The following is a 17,975-nucleotide window of genomic DNA, read 5'->3' as shown; positions in this document are numbered from 1 at the left end:
AGCGGGTGCCCAGCTCGTGCGCTTTCAGTGGATATGACGGCCGTTCGACGCCGGGCGGGCGAGAATGGACGGCATGATCGTCGATTGCGCCGTCTATCGGGACGGCCACCGCACCGAGGGGCCTGACGACTTCTCGGATGCCCTGGACGCAGCCCGGGCGGCCGGGAACAGCTTCGTGTGGATAGGGCTGGCGGACCCGACGGTGGAGGAGTTCGACCTGGTCAGCTCCGAGTTCGGGCTGCATCCGCTGGCCGTCGAGGACGCCGTGACGGCCCGTCAGCGCCCCAAGCTGGAGGAGTACCAGGACCTGCTGCTGATGGCGCTCAAGACGGTCGGCTACCACCCCGCCGACCGCAGCATGACCATCGGCGAGGTGATGGTCCTGGTCGGGGACTCGTACGTGATGACCGTCCGGCACGGGGCGGACAGCCCGCTCAAGGGGCTGCGGGCGGAGCTGGAGAAGCAGCCCGACCTGCTGCGGATGGGCCCGGCCGCGGTGCTGTACGGGATCTTCGACCTGGTGGTCGACAGCTACCTGGATCTGGCCACCACCCTCCAGGGGGAGCTGGACGACCTGGAGGCGGACGTGTTCGCCCCCGGCCGGGCGCGGGGCGTCGCGGAGCGGATCTACGGGTTCAAGCGCGAGGTGATGCGGTTCCGCCGGGCCACCATGCCGCTCCAGGAGCCGGCCGCCCGGCTGCTGCGGCCCGACGTGCCGTTCGTGGCGGAGCCGCTCCGGCCCTACCTGCGGGACGTCGCCGACCACCTGCACCGGGTGATCGAGCTGGTGGACGGTCTGGACCGGCTGCTCTCGGACATCCTCAACGCCAACCTGGCGCAGGTGAGCGTGCAGCAGAACGACGACATGCGGAAGATCTCGGCCTGGGCCGCGCTGGCGGCGGTGCCGACGATGATCGCCGGTATCTACGGGATGAACTTCGAGCACATGCCGGAGCTCCACCAGATCTGGGGCTACCCGGCGGTGCTGGCCCTGATGGCGGGCGCCTGCGCGTGGCTGTACCGGAGCTTCAGGCGGGCGGGGTGGCTCTGAGTCCGCGCCGGCCCTGCGGGGCGCCGGGAGTGACCCCGGCACCCCGCAGGGGCCGCGGTCAGGCGAGGCCGGCCAGCTCCAGCGCCTCGACGCCGGTGCGCAGCGCGGTCATGCGCTCCTCCAGGGTGAAGCCGGCGGGCGCCAGGGTGAGGGTGGTGACGCCGGCGTCGGCGTAGGCCTGCATCCGGTCGGCGATCCGCTCCTTGGCGCCGAGCAGCGCGGTGGAGTCGATCAGGTCGTGCGGGACGGCGGCCGCGGCGCCCGCGTAGTCCCGGGCGAGGTACTTCTCCTGGATCTCGTCGGCGGCCTGCTCGTAGCCCATCCGGCGGGCGAGCTGGTTGTAGAAGTTCTTGTCCTTGCTGCCCATGCCGCCGATGTAGAGCGCGGCGTAGGAGCGCTGGGAGTCGGCGGCGGCCTTGACGTCCTCGCCGACCGAGATGGCGACGGTCGGGCAGAGGTCGAAGCCGTCCAGGGTCAGGCCCGCCTTGGCGCGGCCGGCCGTGAGCGGGTCGACTGACAGCGCGGCGTGCTCGGGGGCGAAGAAGATGCCGAGCCAGCCGTCGGCGATCTCGCCGGTCTGCTCCAGGTTCTTCGGGCCGATCGCGGCGATGTACAGCGGGATGTGCTCGCGCACGGGGTGCACGGTCAGCTTGATCGGCTTGCCGGGGCCGCCCGGCAGCGGGAGCGTCCAGTTGGCGCCCTCGTGGACCAGGCGCTCGCGGGACATCGCCTTGCGGATGATCTCGACGTACTCGCGGGTGCGGGCCAGCGGCTTGTCGAACTTGACGCCGTACCAGCCCTCGGAGACCTGCGGGCCGGAGACGCCGAGGCCGAGCCGGAAGCGGCCGCCGGAGAGGGTGTCCAGGGTGGCGGCGGTCATCGCGGTCATCGCGGGGGTGCGGGCCGGGATCTGGAAGATCGCCGAGCCGACGTCGATCCGCTCGGTCTTCGCGGCGACGAAGCTGAGCACGGTGGCCGCGTCCGAGCCGTACGCTTCGGCGGCCCAGCAGACCGAGTAGCCGAGGCGGTCGGCCTCCTGGGCGACGGCGATGTTGTCGGCGTCCATGCCGAGTCCCCAGTAGCCGAGGTTGATCCCGAGTCGCATATGGGTGCCAAGCCTTCCAGTCGGTCCGTGGCGCGAGCGTAGCCCTGCCTTCGACAGACATGCTACTGGCCGGTAGGTGTGTGCTGCGTCACCCGCACGAGGAGGGCGCGTGACGACCTCGACGCGCCCCGACCAAGGGGCGCGCGCGGCGTGTGCGCGGGTCTTTCCGGGTCGGCCCAGGGCGCGGGCGCTACGCTCGGGCGACAGCGGGCGGAACCTCCCCGACCTGCGAGTTCGTCAGCTGACGAAAGGCCGGCCCGATGGAACAGCGCCACCTCGGACGGACCGGGCTCCGGGTCTCCCGGCTCGGACTGGGAACCATGACCTGGGGCCGGGACACCGACGAACACGAGGCCGCCGAACAGCTCAAGGTCTTCGTCGACGCCGGCGGCACCCTGCTGGACACCGCCGACGTGTACGCCGACGGCGGCGCCGAGTACCTGATCTCCAGGCTCACCGACAGCCTCGTCCCCCGCTCCGAGCTGGTCGTCGCCACCAAGGCGGGCAGCGTCCCGGGCACCGACCGCCGCTTCGACGGCTCCCGCGGCCACCTGCTGGCCGCCCTCGACGCCTCACTGCGCCGGCTCGGTACCGACCACGTCGACCTGTGGCAGGTGCACGCCTTCGACCCCGCCACACCGACCGAGGAGACCCTGCACGCCCTCGACCTGGCGGTCGCCTCCGGCCGCGCCCGCTACGTCGGCGTGTCCAACTTCAGCGGCTGGCAGCTCGCCAAGGCCGCCACCTGGCAGCGCGCCCGCCACGACCGGGTCCCGCTGGCCAGTACCCAGATGGAGTACTCGCTGCTCCAGCGCGGCATCGAACGGGAGGTACTGCCCGCCGCCCGGGACGCCGGACTCGGCCTGATCGCCTGCTCCCCGCTCGGCCGCGGCGTGCTGACCGGCAAGTACCGGCACGGCGTGCCGCCGGAGTCCCGCGGCGCCTCGGCCTACCTGTCCGGCTTCGTCCAGCCCTACCTCGGCGACCGCTCGCGCCGGATCGTCGACGCCCTCGCCACCGCCGCCGACGGTCTCGCCAGCAGCCCGCTGGCCGTCGCCCTCGCCTGGGTCCGGGACCGGCCCGGCGTGGCGAGTGCGCTGGTCGGCGCCCGGAACGCGACCCAGCTGCTGGCAGCCCTGTCGGTGGAGAGCCTTACGCTTCCCGATGAGATCCGCGGCGCGCTGGACGATGTGTCAGCTCCACTGCGCCGCTACCCGGACCAGGGCTGGACGGAGCTGTAGCGCCGGCTGTGAGGAGTGAACCCATGACCGAAGCGGCGAGCGGCGCGACCGAACCGACCACCCCCGAGGAGCGGGCGGGCGCGGTGGCCGCGCTGGCGGAGGCGATCCGGGCGGTCGGCCAGAGCGGCGCCGACGACGACGCGTCCACCGGCCCGGCCGAGGCCGCCGAGGAGGGCGCTCCGCCCTCCGACGAGCAGCGGGCCGCCGCACTGCGCGCCGCCGCCGAGGTGCTGACCTCGGGTGGCGCCCCGGCTGCACTGGCCCCGGCCGCCGTCGCCGGGCTCGGCGAGAACGCCGCCGAGGCCCTGCGGGCGGACCCGTGGGCGGTGCTCGCCCTCCCCGGCGTCCGCCCCGAGCAGGCGGACGGGTTCGCCCGCGGCCTGCTCGGCCAGGAGGCCGGCCCCGGCGACCCCCGGCGGGCCGGAGCCCTGGTGCCGTGGCTGCTGGAGCAGGCGGCGCTGCGCGGGCACTCGGCCCAGGAGATCGGCGAGGTCGCCACCGGACTGGAGCGGCTCGGGCTGCCCGACCCGGCCGCCGCCCTGCAGGCGGTCGTGGTGGACGGCCTGGTCATGGCGTTCCAGGAGGAGCTCCCGGGCCGCCCCGGCGCCGACGACGAGGAGGAGCCGCCGACCCGGACGGTGCTCGCCCTGGAGCGGCTCGCGCTCGCCGAGGAGAGCCTGGCCGACGGCCTGGTCCGGGTGCTCTCGACCTTCACACCCGGCTCCGACACGGTCACGCCCGACTCCGGCGAGGACGATCCCGACAGCCCGGTCGACACCGGGGACGACACCGGGGACGACACCGGGGAGGACACCGAGAGCGACCCCGCGGCGGCCGAGCACCCCGCCGCCGCGCCCGTGGCCCCCGGCCCGGCCGCCTGGGCGGCCGCGGCCGCCGCCGCGCCCTCCTCCTCCGCCGCCGCGCTGCTGCGCGCCGTCGCCGACAGCGCACTGGTCGCCCACACCGGCGGCGAGGCCTCGCGGGCGGAGCCGGCCGCCGTCCTGGACGCCGCGCACGGCCTCGGCCTGCGGGCCTGGGCCGCGGCCTGGACGGCCCAGGGCCGCGACGAGCTGGCCGCGCTGATCCCCGACTCCCCCGCCGCCGGGCAGGTGGCCACCCTCGCCGACCTGCTCTCCGGCACCGCCGGCCCCGGCCGCGCGGTCGACGGCACACTGGCCCTCGACCTCCTGCTGGTGCTGGACGCCCCACTGCTCGACGTCGAACAGGCCGCCACCCTGCTGGAGGCGGTCGCGGACGGCACCCGGCTGGTGCTCAGCGGTGACCCGGGCCAGCTCTGGTCCGCCGGTCCCGGCCGCTTCTTCGCCGACCTGCTCGCGGCCAGGCTCTGCCCCGTGGTCGCCTCCCGCACTCCCGACTTCGGGCCGATCGGGGAACTGGTCTCCGGCATCGGCATCGGCGAGCTGCTCACCGTCGAGGCGCCGGAGAAGGAGGTGGTGATCCTCGGGGCGAAGGACGGTGCCGAGGCAGTCCACCGCGCGGTGCAGCTGCTCGGCGACTCGATCCCGCGCGCGCTCGGCATCGCCGCCGAGGACACCGTGCTGCTCACCCCCGGGCACGGCGGCAGCGCCGGCACCCGGGCGCTGAACGCCGCCGCCAAGGCCCGGCTCAACCCCGGACCCGGCCGGTTCGGCGGCTTCGACCCGGGCGACCGAGTGGTCCACTCGCCCTCCCTCGGGGTCAGCCGGCCCGGCCGGGTGCTGGACGGCGACGCGGCCGGGCTGCACCTCGAACTGGCCGACGGCGAGCGGCTGACCCTCTCCCCCGCCCAGGCCGCCGGGCTCCGGCACGGCTGGGCCCTCACCGCCCACCAGGCCGTCGGCCGTCGGTGGGCCGCCGTCGTCACCGTGCTGCCGGAGGACGCTGCGGCCACCCTGACCCGGCAGTGGGTGTACACCGCGTTCGGCCGGGCGGAGCGCCACCTGTCCGTGGTCCACGCCGTCGGCCAGGCGCTGCCGCAGGCCGTCGCCGAGCGGCCCGCGCAGCCGCGCGGCACCCGGCTGCGGGCCATCCTCGCCGAGCACGCCGAGCAGGGGTAGCCTGCGAGCCGGCCTCCGGTGGCGGTCCGGCCGGGTGCACCCCGCCCGGACCGCCACCACACGCGCCGACAGGCAGGTCGATACCGGGGTGGGAGCCACCATGAGCGCAGACACACGGCAGTCGGAGTTCGGATCGGGGGCTCCCGAGCCGCGCCCGCTGGACGTCGACTGGATCCACGGATCGCCGTCGGCGAAGCACAACACCGATCCGGACATCCAGGTGCACGCCTACGACGAGCACACCTTCATCCTGCGCCAGAACATGGCGATCGACTACGAGGCGCCGTTCCTCTACCTGCTGTTCGGCAACGACCGGGCCGTTCTGATCGACACCGGCGCCACGGCGTCCGCCGAGTTCTTCCCGCTGCGCCGGGTCGTCGACGAGCTGGTCGAGCGCCGGCTGGCCGCGTACCCCCGGCAGCACTACCCGCTGCTCGTCCTGCACAGCCACGCGCACGGCGACCACGTCGCGGGCGACGTGCAGTTCGCCGACCGGCCCGACACCGTCCTCGTCCCGGCCGCGCTGGACGGGGCGTGGGAGTACTTCGGTTTCGCCGGCGACCCGGACCGGGTGGCCCGGGTGGACCTCGGGGGCAGGGTCCTGGAGTGCCTGGCCACGCCGGGGCACCACCCGGCGGCCGTCACGTACTACGACCCGCACACCGGCTTCCTGCTCACCGGCGACACGGTCTATCCCGGGCGGCTGTACGTGGCCGACTGGCCGGCCTTCCGCCGGACGATCGACCGTCTGATCGCCTTCGCCGGCACCCGCCCGGTCACCCACGTGCTCGGCTGCCACATCGAGATGACCACCGAACCGGGCGTGGACTACCCGATCCGCACCGTGTACCAGCCGGACGAACCGCCGCTGCAGATGACCGTCGCCCAGCTGCGGGACATCCGCACGGCGATCGACGAGGTCGGGGACCGGACCGGCAGGCACGCCTTCCCCGACTTCATCCTCTGCCGGGACGCCTGACACCCGACGGGCGGGGGTGCGTGCCCACGCACCCCCCCCCGGCAGCATGTCCGGCAACATGCCCGGCCCGGCCCGGACCCGGCCTCAGAGCTCCTGCTCGAAGCCGTCCAGCTCGTCGTCGTAGACCTCGCTGACGTCGAAGCGGCAGATCAGCAGCTCCGGGTCCAGCGCCTCGAACGGCTCGGGCAGCCACTCACCGGGGTCGCTCGGCTCGGTGGCCGAGACCCAGAGCGTGGAGTCGCCCTCCTCCAGCCCGAACTCCTCCGCCCGGGCGGCGATCTCGTCCGGCTCGAACTCGCCGAACAGCACGCCGATCGCGGCCGTCACACCGTCGCCGGAGCCGCCGCCGGGCGTCAGCGAGCTGTCCACCCGCTCGGCCTGCGCCCGCAGCCGGGACGGGTCGGCGACCAGGTAGTCGCGGCGGATCAGCACGCTGATCGCCTCGGGCTGGTCGGGGCCGCGGTAGGCGCCGCCCGCCTCGTCGCCGGGGACTTCGAAGGGCGTGACCTCGTCGTAGGCTTCGTAGAGGAGCTGGTCGTAGGCGATGGCGGCCGCGGCGAGCTCCTCGTAGGCAGTGACCACAGCGGGTTCGCCGGCCTCGGTGGCGCTCGAAACTGCTTCCAGGTGGCGATCGATTGCGACCTTGACCGCCTCGGCGGCGGCGCGTACCTCGTTGACGGTGAGCTGCGCGGCATCAGACATGGTGCAGACGCTATCCCCACCCGGCGGCGACACGCACAGCGGTTGTCACCTACAGCCGTTAATTCCCGGCAAGTTACCCCTCGATGTCCGATCCGGGTGGTTCTGTGCCGGACCACGACTCCAGCGGAACGGGTGATTCCGGGGGTCGGCGGCGGAGCGCTGGGTATCTCGTCCACATCCGAAAACTGATGGACGATCAGCCCGGACCAGGGCAGGCTCGGCGGGCAACCCGGCAGGCGGGAGGGAGTGCGGGGCCGGTCCGCCCGGTCCACCCGGCCCGGTCCGGATGTCCTCGGCAGGCCCTAGGCTTGCCGACAGCCGAAACGCAGGAGGAGAGACTTGACGCCACCCAAGCTGACCCGGCAGCCGGAGTACGAGTACCAGTCCCTGCGGCTGCCGCGGGGCACGACCCGCAACGCGGCCCGCCAGCTGCTGACCGAGCACGCCGAGTACGGGCACTGGGAGCTGGACCGCCTGCGGCTCTTCCCGGACGGCAGCCGGACGGTCCTGCTGCGGCGGAGGATCATCCGGCAGGTGCGCAGCAGCTGGTGACGGCGGCGGGCGGGCGCCACCCCCGCGCGGCCCCGGCGGGGCGGGGCGCGGTGCGCCCGTAACCGTTCCCCCACGGCCACGGGCGCCTGGTCGGCGGGCGCGGCGCCCGACGGCGTCAGGCCGCGGCGCGGGCCCTGCGGTAGAGGACTCCGCCGCCGAGCAGCAGCAGGACGCCGGTGCCCGCGAGCAGCTCCACGCCGGCCGCACCGGTGGAGGCCAGCTGCCGCTGGGTGTCGGCCGGGGCGGTGGTGTCGACCACCGGGGTGGTGGTGCCGGGCGCGTCCCCGCCGGGGGTGCCGGTGCGGTCCGTACCGGTGGGCGGGGTCTGGGTGGGCGGGGTCTGGGTGGGCGGGGTCTGGGTGGGCGGCGTCTGGGTGGGCGGCGTCTGGGTGTGCGGCGGGTTGGGCGTCCCCGGGGTGTCCGGGCAGTCCTCGTCGGCCGGGGGCGTGGACGGCTTGGGGTGGACCGGTGCCGGGTGGCTGTGGTTGGCGCAGTCGTTGCCGAATGCCGGGTTGCCGATGCCGACCACGTTGACCGAGTTCCCACAGGCGTCCACCGGGACGTCGATCGGTGCGTGGACCCCGTTGCCGGAGCCGACGCCGGGCGAGTTGGCGGTCGTACCGCTCGCCGACGCGCCGCCCGGGTGGGTCGGCTGGTGGGCGCTCCTGCTGTGCGCGGTGTTGCCGCACTGGTTGCCGAAGGCCGGATTCAGCAGGCCGACGACGTCCACCGTGTTGCCGCAGGCGTTGACCGGGATGTCCACGGGGACCTGAACGGAGTTCCCCGAGGCGACGCCCGGCGAGTTCGCCGCCCCGCCCTGGGCCTCGCTGCCGGCGGCATAGGCGTAGCCCGCCGTCGAGGCCAGCACGCTACCGGTGGCCATGGCAGTGAGGAGGCCCTTCTTAGCGACCTGTCGCAATTGACTCCCCTGACTTCTGTACTTGTCGGAATTCCCGACGAATGACTCGCCGGTACCCCTCTACAACGACGGAGAGTAGGGAAGGTTGAGCCGGAAGGCCCCAATTCATTCGATCGAGTGATCGCGATAGCAGCGTGCCGCGTTGACGCCGGCCGGACACGCGGATGCGCCCCTGAGCGGCGGATCCACCGCTCAGGGGCGCATCGGTCGACCGACCTTCACCCGCAGACCCCGGCCGGGCCCTCCTCGGTCCCCGGCCGGGCCGTCATCGGGTCGTCTTCGAGCCGTCGTCGAGCCGTCGTTCGGCTCAGAAGTTCTGGCAGTTGTTGCCGAACGCCGGGTTCAGCAGGCCGATCACGCTGATGGTGTTGCCGCAGACGTTGACCGGCACGTGCACCGGGACCTGAATCAGGTTGCCCGACAGCACGCCCGGGGAGCCCACCGCGGCACCGTGGGCGGTGGCACCGCCGTGGGCGGACGCGACACCCGCACCGGCGAGCACCAGGCCACCCGCGGCAGCGGCGACAGCGGCGATCTTCTTGACCTTCATGGTTTCCTCCTGGTCGATTCCGCAGCCCGTTCCCCGGACTGCATATGGGTGAACGAGGGTGTGGCAAACGGGGTACGGAGGAGATCACCCATTCACCCCCAGAGGTGACAGGTCGCACATATGCCCGACCTTGAATTCCGGGACGTATCGTTTCTTCACCCGCGTGTCGGACTGTCCCTAATCATCCGCTCAGACAATGCGGCCGGCCCGCCCCGGGAAACCCCGGGACGGGCCGTCGTCCGAACAGCGCCTCAGCAGGCGTCGAGGAACCGGTCCAGCACCCGCACGCCGAACTTCAGGCCGTCCACCGGCACCCGCTCGTCCACGCCGTGGAACATCCCGGCGAAGTCCAGCTCCGGCGGGAGCTGCAGCGGCGCGAACCCGAAGCAGCGGATCCCGAGGTCCTGGAAGGACTTGGCGTCCGTCCCCCCGGAGAGGCAGTACGGCACCGCCCGCGCGATCGGGTCCTCGGCGCGCAGCGCCAGCTGCATGGCGTCCACCAGGGCGCCGTCGAAGCCGGTCTCGATCGCCTTGTCCGAGTGCAGGGTCTCGCGCTTCACCCGCGGGCCGAGCACGCTGTCGAGCTCGGTCAGGAACTCCTCCTCGTAGCCGGGCAGGAAGCGGCCGTCCACGTGCGCGCTGGCCTGGCCGGGGATCACGTTCACCTTGTAGCCGGCGCCGAGCATGGTCGGCTGGGCCGTGTTGCGCAGCGTGGTGCCGATCATCTTGGCGATGCCGCCGAGCACCCGCAGCGTCTCGTCCATGTTGTTCGGGTCGAGCGGCACGCCGAGGGCGTCCGAGAGCTCGTCCAGGAAGGCCTTGACGGTCTTGGTGATCCGCAGCGGGAAGGTGTGCCGGCCGAGCCGGGCGACCGCCTCGCACAGCTCGGTGATGGCGTTGTCGTCGTTCTCCATCGACCCGTGCCCGGCCCGGCCCTCGACCGTGAGCCGCATCCAGTGCATGCCCTTCTCGGCCGTCTCGATCAGGTAGAGCCGGACGTCGTTGTTGACCGTGAAGGAGAAGCCGCCGACCTCGCCGATGCCCTCCGTCACGCCCTCGAAGAGGTCCGGGTGCTTGTCCACCAGGTAGCGGGCGCCGTAGGTGCCGCCGGCCTCCTCGTCCGCGACGAAGGCGAGCACCAGGTCGCGCGGGGGCTTGCGGCCGGTCCGCAGCCGGTCGCGGACGACCGCCAGGGTCATCGCGTCCATGTCCTTCATGTCGACCGCGCCGCGGCCCCAGACGCAGCCGTCGGCGATCTCGCCCGCGAACGGGTCGTAGGTCCAGTCCGCGGCGTCGGCCGGGACGACGTCCGTGTGCCCGTGGATCAGCAGGCCGGGCCGGGAGCGGTCCTCGCCCTCGATCCGGACCACGGTGGACGCCCGGCCCTTCGCCGACTCGATGATCGTCGGCTCCAGGCCGAACTCGGCCAGCTGCTCCGCTACGTACTCGGCCGCCTTGCGCTCGCCGGGGCCCGATCCGTCCCCGTAGTTGCTGGTGTCGATCCGGATCAGGTCACGGCAGATCTCGGCGACCTCCGACTCCGCCGTCACCCGCGCGGCACCCGCCTGCTCCGCCCTCGACTCGCTCACGGTCACTCCTCGTCTCTGCCGACGTGTCTGCGGCCCGTGCGGCGCGGCCTGCACACCACCCCGGCCCAGCCGGGCACGGGCACCATCCCGTCATCCTCCCCCGCCGGGCGCCCCCGCCCAAGAGCGAATATCCGCAGTCCGACGGCCGGCCCGGCGGGCGGGGACGGTTTTGGGTCCGCAAGCCGATCTTTGCTACAGTTACGGAGTCAGCGCGGCGGAGAGCGGCGCGGACGGCACACCTGGTCCGGGTGGCGGAATGGCAGACGCGCTAGCTTGAGGTGCTAGTGCCCTTTATCGGGCGTGGGGGTTCAAGTCCCCCCTCGGACACCAGCTGAGACCCCTGTTGATCAGGGGTTTTTTGCTTTTCCGGACTGTGGCGTGACCAACCACGTGACGACGACCGTGCCGGACGGCAGCCACACGGAAACCCGGACGGTCGACTCTCCGGCGGGCGAACGCTCGTGAACGAGGCGAGCGCTCAGTCCCCCTCGGACGCTTCTTTTCGCACACGAAATGTGCGGGTCGCGACTCGACGGTCACGATCCGCTTCTCAGCAGGTCGGATGATCAGTCCTCGGCGATACTGGCGATATGGACGCACCGGTGCCCGCGTTCAGCGAGGCTCCCGAGGATCCGTTCGCAGTGCGTCGTGCGGCATGGGCGGTCCTGGACGACGGTGGCAGGGTCGTCGGCTGGAGCGAGCGAGCCGAGGGCCTGCTCGGCTATCGGCCGCGGGAGGTGCTCGGTCGCGCGGCGGCCGACTTCCTGGTGGACGCCGCCGATCAGGACGCCGTGCTGAGCGCGATCGCGGAGTGCGAGCGGGAGGACGGCTGGTTCGGGGTGCTGCCCGTGCTGCACCGCAGCGGCCGCAGGGTGGAGCTGGGACTCCGGGTCCGCTCGGTGACCCGGGCCGACCTGCGGTGCGAGTGGTTCCTGGTCGCGGCGCCGGCCGAGCAGGTGGTGCAGTGGGAGACGGACCGGTCGGTCTTGGACGGCCTGTTCCGGCGCTCCCCGATCGGTCTCGTGGTGCACGCCCCCGACCTGGGCATCCTGCGGGTCAACAGGGCGATCGCCGGTTTCAGCGAGGTTCCGGCCGAGCAGCACCGTGGCCGCCGTATGGGCGACTTCCTGATCGGGCCCGACGTGGAGGCGATCGACCGACACCTGCGACGGGTGCTGGAGACGGGCGAGCCACTGATCTTCACCGAGCAGCCCTGCCGACTTCGGCGGGAACCCAACCGTGAGCGGATGGTGGCGATCTCGGCCTTCCGGCTGCAGGACCCCTCGGGCCGGGTCCTCGGAGTCACCCAGATGGTGGAGGACGTCACCGACCGCCACCGGGCCCGGCGCCGGCTGGCGCTGCTCAACCGGGCGAGCGCCCGCATCGGCACCACCCTGGACGTGGCACAGACCGCCCGGGAGCTGGTCGACGTGGCAGTCCCCGATCTGGCCGACGCCGCCTCGGTGGACCTGCTGGAGCCGGTGGTCCGCGGCGAGGAACCCGCCCACGACGCATCGGGGCCCGTGCGCAGAGCGGCGGTCCACTCGGTCCGGCAGGAGGCGCTGGAGGTGATGTACCCGGTCGGCGAGGTCTTCCGCTTCGACCGCCGCACACCGCAGGCCAAGTGCCTCGCCGAGCAGTTGCCGGTCCTCGAGGCCGGGCTGGAGACCAGCCCCGGCTGGTACTTCCAGGATCCCGAACGGTCCAGGCGCGCCATCGCCCTTGGGGGGCACTCCCTGATCGTGGTGCCGCTGACCGCCCGTGGCGTGTTGCTGGGCACGGTCAGCCTGTGGCGGGCCTGGCGGCCCGAACCGTTCGAGGAGGACGACCTCACACTCGCCGAGGAGTTCGCGGCCCGCGCCGCCGTCTGCATCGACAACGCCCGCCGTTACACCCAGCAGCACCAGGCGGCGCTGACCCTGCAGCGCAGTCTGCTGCCGCGCAGGCTGCCCGACTACCGCGCCGTCGAAGTCGCCCATCGTTATCTGCCGGCCGATCCCGCCGCGGGCATCGGCGGCGACTGGTTCGACGTCATCCCGCTCTCCGGTGCCCGGGTCGCCCTGGTCGTGGGCGACGTGGTCGGCCACGGCCTGCACGCCGCGGCCACCATGGGTCGGCTGCGCACCGCCGTGCACACCCTGGCCAACCAGGACCTCGCACCGGACGAGGTGCTCTTCCATCTGGACGACCTCGTGAGCCGTCTGGCCGACGAACAGGAGCCCGCCCACGGAGCTTCACAGGCCCAGCAGATCGTCGGCGCGACCTGCCTCTACGCGGTGTACGACCCCGTCACCGGACAGTGCACGCTGGCACGGGCCGGCCACCTGCCGCCCGCGGTGGTGACTCCGGACGGCCGCTTCAGCCTTCCCGACCTGCCTGCGGGGCCTCCGCTGGGCCTGGGTGGCCTGCCCTTCGAGGCCGCCGAAGTGCAGCTCCCCGAGGGGAGTCTGCTGGTCCTGTACACCGACGGGCTCATCGAGGCCCGGAGCCGCGACATCGACCTCGGGCTGCAGCGGCTGCGCGAGGCGCTCCGCCGTCCCGCCCAGCCGCTGGAGGAGACCTGCAAGGCGGTGGAGGACATCCTGCTGCCCGAGCTGTCGCGCGACGACGTCGCGCTGCTCATCGCGCGGACCCGGATACTGGCCGCGGAGAACGTGGCCTCCTGGGGGCTGTCCGCGGAGCCGACCGCTGCCGCCCGGGCCCGCGAGCTGACCACGGCCACGCTGGCCGAGTGGGGGCTCGACGAGCTGGCCTTCATCGCCGAACTGGTCGTCAGCGAGCTGGTCACCAACGCCTACCGCTACGGCGGAGCACCGGTGGTCCTGCGGCTCATCCGCGACCGCTCCCTGATCTGCGAGGTCTCGGACGGCAGTAGCACCTCACCCCACCTGCGGCACTCCCGCAGCACCGACGAGGGCGGGCGCGGCCTGTTCCTGGTCGCCCAGCTCACCGAACGCTGGGGCGCTCGCTACGGCCGCAACGGCAAGACGGTGTGGACCGAGCTGCCACTGCCGTAACCGTGCGCACGGCATGCCGCGCGGGTGTGCGGTCGACGCCGGCCGACGACCGGTTGATCACTCATAGATCGACCGTTGATCAGCCGCGCCTAGCCTTCGGGACGTCAGGAGACAGGCAGCGCGCCCTACCGAAACGAGGACGCCTCCGCCCGCCTCCGTGGCTCCGGCGTACCACCGTCCGGGTGCCGGCCCGCACCGCGCGAACTGCGGTGGGCCGGGCCGGGTGGCCGCCGTCCAGTCGCTCCCAGTTAGGGGTAGTCCCGATGAATCAGGAAAACGCGATCGCGATCATTGGGATGTCCTGCCGGCTCCCCGGCGCCGGGGACGTCGACGAGTTCTGGCGCAACCTCCGGGCCGGCGCCGACGGCATCAGCCGGTTCGGCCGGGCCGAGCTGCTGGCGGCGGGGGTGGATCCGGCCCTGGCCGACCACCCGGACTACGTGCCGGCGCGTGGCGTGATCGCCGGCGGCGACCGCTTCGACTGGGAGCACTTCGGCTACAGCGCGGCCGAGGCCGAGGGGATCGACCCTCAGCAGCGGGTGTTTCTGGAGTGCGCGGCGCAGGCGCTGGACGACGCCGGCACCGACCCCGCCCGCACCGACGGCTGGATCGGCGTCTACGCGGGCTGCGACACCGCGGCGGCGCCCGGCTCCCCCGACTCCGACCCGGCCCGCGCCACCATGCGGATCATCGGGTACGAGAAGGACTTCCTGGCCACCCGGGTCGCGTACAAGCTCGGTCTGCGCGGGCCCGCGGTCACCGTCCAGACCGCCTGCTCGACCTCGCTGGTCGCCGTGCACCAGGCCTGCCGCGCGCTGCTCGGGTACGAGTGCGACACCGCGCTGGCCGGCGGGGTGACGGTCCGGCTGCCGGAGGCGGGGGGCTACCTCCACCAGGACGGCAACATCCTGGCCGAGGACGGGCGCTGCCGTGCCTTCGACGCCGCCGCCACCGGAACGGTGAGCAGCAGCGGCGTCGGCGTGGTGGTGCTCAAGCGGCTGGAGGACGCGCTGGCGCACGGGGACCGGATCGTCGCGGTGATCCGGGGCTCGGCGATCAACAACGACGGCGGCGAGAAGATCGGGTTCACCGCTCCTTCGGTGGCCGGCCAGCGGGACGTGATCGAGCTGGCCATGGCCCAGGCCGGTGTCGGGGCGGACGAGATCGGCTACGTGGAGGCCCACGGCACCGGCACCCGGGTCGGCGACCCCGTCGAGCTGGCCGCGCTCACCGCGGCGTACCGGGCCGGCACCGATCGCGTCGGCTACTGCCTGATCGGTGCCGCGAAGGCCAACATCGGGCACACCGGTGCGGCGTCCGGGGTCGCCGGGCTGATCAAGACCGCGCTGATGCTCCAGCACCGCGAGTTCGTACCGACCCCGCACTTCGAACGCCCCAATCCCGAACTGAAGCTGGCCACCACGCCGTTCCGGGTCAGCACCGCACTGAGCCCCTGGGTGAGCGAGGGGCCGCGGCTGGCCGGGGTCAGCTCGTTCGGGATCGGCGGGACCAACGCGCACGTGGTGCTCGGGGAGGCCCCGCCGACCGGCCCCGCACCGAGCGGGCGGGACGGGGCCGGCCCGGCCCTGCTGTGCCTGTCCGCATCCTCCCCCGAGTCCCTGCACACGCTGCGCGAACAGCTCGCCGACCGGCTCGGTGCGCCGGACGCCCCCGCCCTCGCCGACACCGCACGCACCCTGGCCGCCCGGCGCCGCTTCCGCCACCGGGTCACCGTGGTGGCCGACGCCCCCGGCCCGGCGGCCCGGGGCCTGCGCGAGGCCGAACGGGTCACGCACGCGGAGCGCGAACCGGAGACCGCCTTCCTCTTCCCCGGCCAGGGCGCCCTGCGGGCGGGCCACGGGCGGGGCGCCCACGCGGTCCTGCCGGTCTTCAGGGACGTCTTCGAGGACTGCCGCGAGCAGGTGCGGCAGCGGTTCGGGGTCGAGCTCGGCGCGATGCTCGACCCCGCCACCCCGGCGGCGTGGTTCGCCGACACCCGGCACCAGCAGCTCGGCCTGTTCGTCCTCGGCTACGGTCTCGCCCAGCAGCTGGCGAGCTGGGACGTGCATCCGACCGCGCTCCTCGGGCAGAGCGTCGGCGAGTACACCGCCGCCGCGGTCGCCGGCGTCTGGAGCCTGCCGGACGCGCTCGGCCTGGTGTGGCAGCGCGCCCGGGCCATGCACCACGCCGCGCCGGGCCGGATGCTGGCCCTGCGGATCGGCCCGGACGAGGCCGCCGCCCTGCTCGACGCGGACGTGGCCCTCGCGGTGGCCGGCGGCGACCATGTGGTGCTCTCCGGCCCCGTGCGGCGGATCACCGAGCTGGCCGAGGCACAGCGCGAACTCGGCGTCCAGGTCAGGCTTCTGGAGACCGAGCACGCGTTCCACTCGCCCTTGATGGCCTCGTCCGCGGATGCGCTGCGCCGGGCGGTGGCGGCCACCGCGCACCGGGCCCCCCGGGTGCCGTTCGTCTCGAATCTCACCGGCGGCTGGGCGGAGCACACCTCGGTCGGCGATCCCGACTACTGGGCCGGGCAGCTGCTCGGCACGGTGCGACTGGCGGACGGGCTGCGGACGCTGGCGGACAGCGGGGCGAAGGTGCTGGTCGAGCTCGGGCCCGGCGACGGGCTCGGCCGCCAGGCCGCCGGCGGTGCGCTCGGCGCGCCGGCCCGGGCCTCGGCCGTGGCGCTGCTCGGGCGCGACCCGGGGCGGGAGGACGCCGCCGTGCTGCGCGGTCTCGGCCGGCTCTGGGAGCGCGGGGTGGACGTGCCCTGGGACGAGCTGACGCCGACCGGCCGGGGCCGGCTGGTCTCGCTCCCGCCCCACCCGATGTCCGGCACCCGCTGCCGCCCGGCGCCCGGCCGGGACCGGACCGGGGACGCCGGTGAGGAGTCCACCGGGCTGCAGGCCGCCGAGCCGCAGGCCACCGAGCCGCGGTCCGCCGGGCCGCGGTCCTTCGGGACGCCGTCCGCACCGGCCCGGACCGGTCAGGACGGTTCCGGCGAAGCCCGTACGGAACGGCTGGCCGCGCTCTGGCGCGCCGCCCTCGGCGTCGACACCGCCCTCGCGGGGGACGACTTCTACGAGCTCGGCGGTTCGTCCCTGATGATCGTGGGGCTGCTCGCCCGGGTGAGGGCCGAGACCGGGGTCCAGATCCCGGCCGCGGCCGTGGCGGCCGCGCTGACCTTCCGCCGGCTCGTCGAGCTCGTCGGTGAGCGAGCGCCGGGCGAGGCCGCTCCCACCACGGCGGACACCGCCGCCCCCCGGACGCCGCGGCCCGACCGGGCCGCGGTGCCCGACGTCCCCGGACTGACCCTGCTGCGCGACGGCGGCCCGCGCGACCCGCTGTTCCTGCTCGCGCCGGCGGGCGGCAGCACGCTGAGCTACCGCCACCTGGCCGCGGCGATGGACGGAACCCGCCCGGTGTACGGCATCGAGTCACCGGGCCTGCACGACCGGCGACGCACGCTGTACCGGCTGGAGCAGATCGCCGCGCACCAGGTCGGAGTGGTGCGCCGCGCCCGGCCGAACGGCCCCTATCTGCTCGGCGGCTGGTCGTTCGGGGCGATGGTGGCCCACGAGATGACGCGTCAACTCCTCGACGAAGGGGAGGAGGTGAGGCTGCTGCTGGCGATCGACGGCTATCTGCCGGACACCGGCGGCCGCCCGGTCGCCACCCGCCCCCGCTGGCTGGGACAGGCGCTGTCCTTCCAGGCCGAGGCGCTGCTCAAGCGCGGCCGTTCGAAGCTGATCGGCGCCGGTCCCGGCCGCGGCGCCGGGGCGCAGGGCGGACTGAACCGGATCGGCGACCTCGCCGGGGCCGCCGGCGCGACCGACTTCGTCCGGGTGCACAACGCGAACCTCACCGCGATGCTGCGGCACCGTCCGCGGCCGGCGCCCTGCGACCTGGTGCTGTTCAAGGCGGCGGCCGACGAGACCCGGTGCGCCGAGCTCGCCCGGCACCTGGCCCCGCTCTACCGGGGCGAGGTGCGGGTCGAGCCGGTGCCGGGCGACCACTGGTCGGCCCTGGGCCCGGAGCACGCCGCCACCCTCGCCGGCCGGCTGCGGCCGTACCTCGAACCGCTGGACTGACCGCCCTCCCATCCGCACGACGGATCCCGGCGCACACCCGCGCGGCCGGGCTCCGGGCGCAGCCCTGCCTGCGGGCCCGGCCGCGCGCACCCCAGCTCTCCCCCTGCCGCTCCTGCGCGCCG

At 73.8% G+C, this 17,975-nt stretch carries 12 protein-coding genes and 1 tRNA gene; 8 read left to right on the top strand and 5 right to left on the bottom strand.

What is annotated here, in order from left to right; translation table 11 throughout:
* Positions 1-64 precede the first annotated feature (64 nt).
* Positions 65-1,051: a magnesium/cobalt transporter CorA gene (gene corA / locus OG871_RS30610; protein WP_371501230.1), complete on the top strand. Its 987-nt coding sequence runs from the start codon at positions 65-67 to the stop codon at positions 1,049-1,051.
* 58 nt (positions 1,052-1,109) lie between these two features.
* On the opposite strand, the gene OG871_RS30605 is transcribed toward corA, so the two are convergent.
* On the bottom strand, positions 1,110-2,156 hold the full coding sequence (locus OG871_RS30605; RefSeq protein ID WP_371501229.1) for an LLM class F420-dependent oxidoreductase: 1,047 nt from the start codon (positions 2,154-2,156) through the stop codon (positions 1,110-1,112).
* A 260-nt stretch (positions 2,157-2,416) separates the two neighbouring features.
* Between OG871_RS30605 and OG871_RS30600 the strand changes: the two genes are divergently transcribed.
* From OG871_RS30600 to OG871_RS30590, 3 genes are all read left to right on the top strand, one after another.
* Positions 2,417-3,397, top strand: coding sequence for an aldo/keto reductase (locus tag OG871_RS30600; RefSeq protein WP_371501228.1), 981 nt, complete (start codon positions 2,417-2,419; stop codon positions 3,395-3,397).
* 23 nt (positions 3,398-3,420) lie between these two features.
* Entirely contained in the window at positions 3,421-5,454 is a 2,034-nt protein-coding gene (locus OG871_RS30595; protein WP_371501227.1) for an AAA family ATPase, read from the top strand.
* Between the two features lie 100 nt (positions 5,455-5,554).
* On the top strand, positions 5,555-6,433 hold the full coding sequence (locus OG871_RS30590; RefSeq protein WP_371501226.1) for an MBL fold metallo-hydrolase: 879 nt from the start codon (positions 5,555-5,557) through the stop codon (positions 6,431-6,433).
* A gap of 84 nt (positions 6,434-6,517) precedes the next feature.
* Here the strand turns inward: OG871_RS30590 and OG871_RS30585 are convergent, their stop codons facing one another.
* Positions 6,518-7,135 carry a hypothetical protein gene (locus tag OG871_RS30585; protein WP_371501225.1) on the bottom strand — a complete coding sequence of 206 codons (618 nt, stop codon included), beginning with the start codon at positions 7,133-7,135 and terminating at the stop codon, positions 6,518-6,520.
* 354 nt (positions 7,136-7,489) lie between these two features.
* Between OG871_RS30585 and OG871_RS30580 the strand changes: the two genes are divergently transcribed.
* Entirely contained in the window at positions 7,490-7,687 is a 198-nt protein-coding gene (locus OG871_RS30580; protein WP_033817856.1) for a DUF5703 family protein, read from the top strand.
* Between the two features lie 115 nt (positions 7,688-7,802).
* Here OG871_RS30580 and OG871_RS30575 read toward each other — a convergent pair whose 3' ends face one another.
* The 3 genes from OG871_RS30575 to OG871_RS30565 all read right to left on the bottom strand — a co-directional run bounded on the left by OG871_RS30575 (position 7,803) and on the right by OG871_RS30565 (position 10,745).
* On the bottom strand, positions 7,803-8,570 hold the full coding sequence (locus OG871_RS30575) for a chaplin (protein WP_371501224.1): 768 nt from the start codon (positions 8,568-8,570) through the stop codon (positions 7,803-7,805).
* A 343-nt stretch (positions 8,571-8,913) separates the two neighbouring features.
* Positions 8,914-9,156, bottom strand: a complete 243-nt coding sequence (locus tag OG871_RS30570; RefSeq protein WP_371501223.1) for a chaplin — start codon at positions 9,154-9,156, stop codon at positions 8,914-8,916.
* A 251-nt stretch (positions 9,157-9,407) separates the two neighbouring features.
* On the bottom strand, positions 9,408-10,745 hold the full coding sequence (locus OG871_RS30565; RefSeq protein ID WP_371501222.1) for a M20/M25/M40 family metallo-hydrolase: 1,338 nt from the start codon (positions 10,743-10,745) through the stop codon (positions 9,408-9,410).
* Positions 10,746-10,987: 242 nt separating this feature from the next.
* Between OG871_RS30565 and OG871_RS30560 the strand changes: the two genes are divergently transcribed.
* The 3 genes from OG871_RS30560 to OG871_RS30550 all read left to right on the top strand — a co-directional run bounded on the left by OG871_RS30560 (position 10,988) and on the right by OG871_RS30550 (position 17,853).
* Positions 10,988-11,075: transfer RNA gene (locus OG871_RS30560), tRNA-Leu, on the top strand.
* Between the two features lie 260 nt (positions 11,076-11,335).
* A complete protein-coding gene (locus OG871_RS30555; protein ID WP_371501221.1) occupies positions 11,336-13,762 on the top strand; it encodes a SpoIIE family protein phosphatase in 2,427 nt (808 codons plus the stop codon).
* A gap of 263 nt (positions 13,763-14,025) precedes the next feature.
* On the top strand, positions 14,026-17,853 hold the full coding sequence (locus OG871_RS30550) for a type I polyketide synthase (RefSeq protein ID WP_371501220.1): 3,828 nt from the start codon (positions 14,026-14,028) through the stop codon (positions 17,851-17,853).
* Positions 17,854-17,975 lie beyond the last annotated feature (122 nt).

The organism is Kitasatospora sp. NBC_00374 (assembly GCF_041434935.1).
GTDB lineage: Bacteria > Actinomycetota > Actinomycetes > Streptomycetales > Streptomycetaceae > Kitasatospora.
This window is presented reverse-complemented; position numbering and strand designations above follow the sequence as displayed.

Coding starts and splice junctions, on each gene's coding strand:
- OG871_RS30550 (WP_371501220.1), top strand. CDS start 14,026: ATGAATCAGGAAAACGCGATCGCGATCATTGGGATGTCCTGCCGGCTC.
- OG871_RS30575 (WP_371501224.1), bottom strand. CDS start 8,570: ATGGCCACCGGTAGCGTGCTGGCCTCGACGGCGGGCTACGCCTATGCC.
- OG871_RS30590 (WP_371501226.1), top strand. CDS start 5,555: ATGAGCGCAGACACACGGCAGTCGGAGTTCGGATCGGGGGCTCCCGAG.
- corA (WP_371501230.1), top strand. CDS start 65: ATGGACGGCATGATCGTCGATTGCGCCGTCTATCGGGACGGCCACCGC.
- OG871_RS30585 (WP_371501225.1), bottom strand. CDS start 7,135: ATGTCTGATGCCGCGCAGCTCACCGTCAACGAGGTACGCGCCGCCGCC.
- OG871_RS30595 (WP_371501227.1), top strand. CDS start 3,421: ATGACCGAAGCGGCGAGCGGCGCGACCGAACCGACCACCCCCGAGGAG.
- OG871_RS30600 (WP_371501228.1), top strand. CDS start 2,417: ATGGAACAGCGCCACCTCGGACGGACCGGGCTCCGGGTCTCCCGGCTC.
- OG871_RS30555 (WP_371501221.1), top strand. CDS start 11,336: ATGGACGCACCGGTGCCCGCGTTCAGCGAGGCTCCCGAGGATCCGTTC.
- OG871_RS30570 (WP_371501223.1), bottom strand. CDS start 9,156: ATGAAGGTCAAGAAGATCGCCGCTGTCGCCGCTGCCGCGGGTGGCCTG.
- OG871_RS30605 (WP_371501229.1), bottom strand. CDS start 2,156: ATGCGACTCGGGATCAACCTCGGCTACTGGGGACTCGGCATGGACGCC.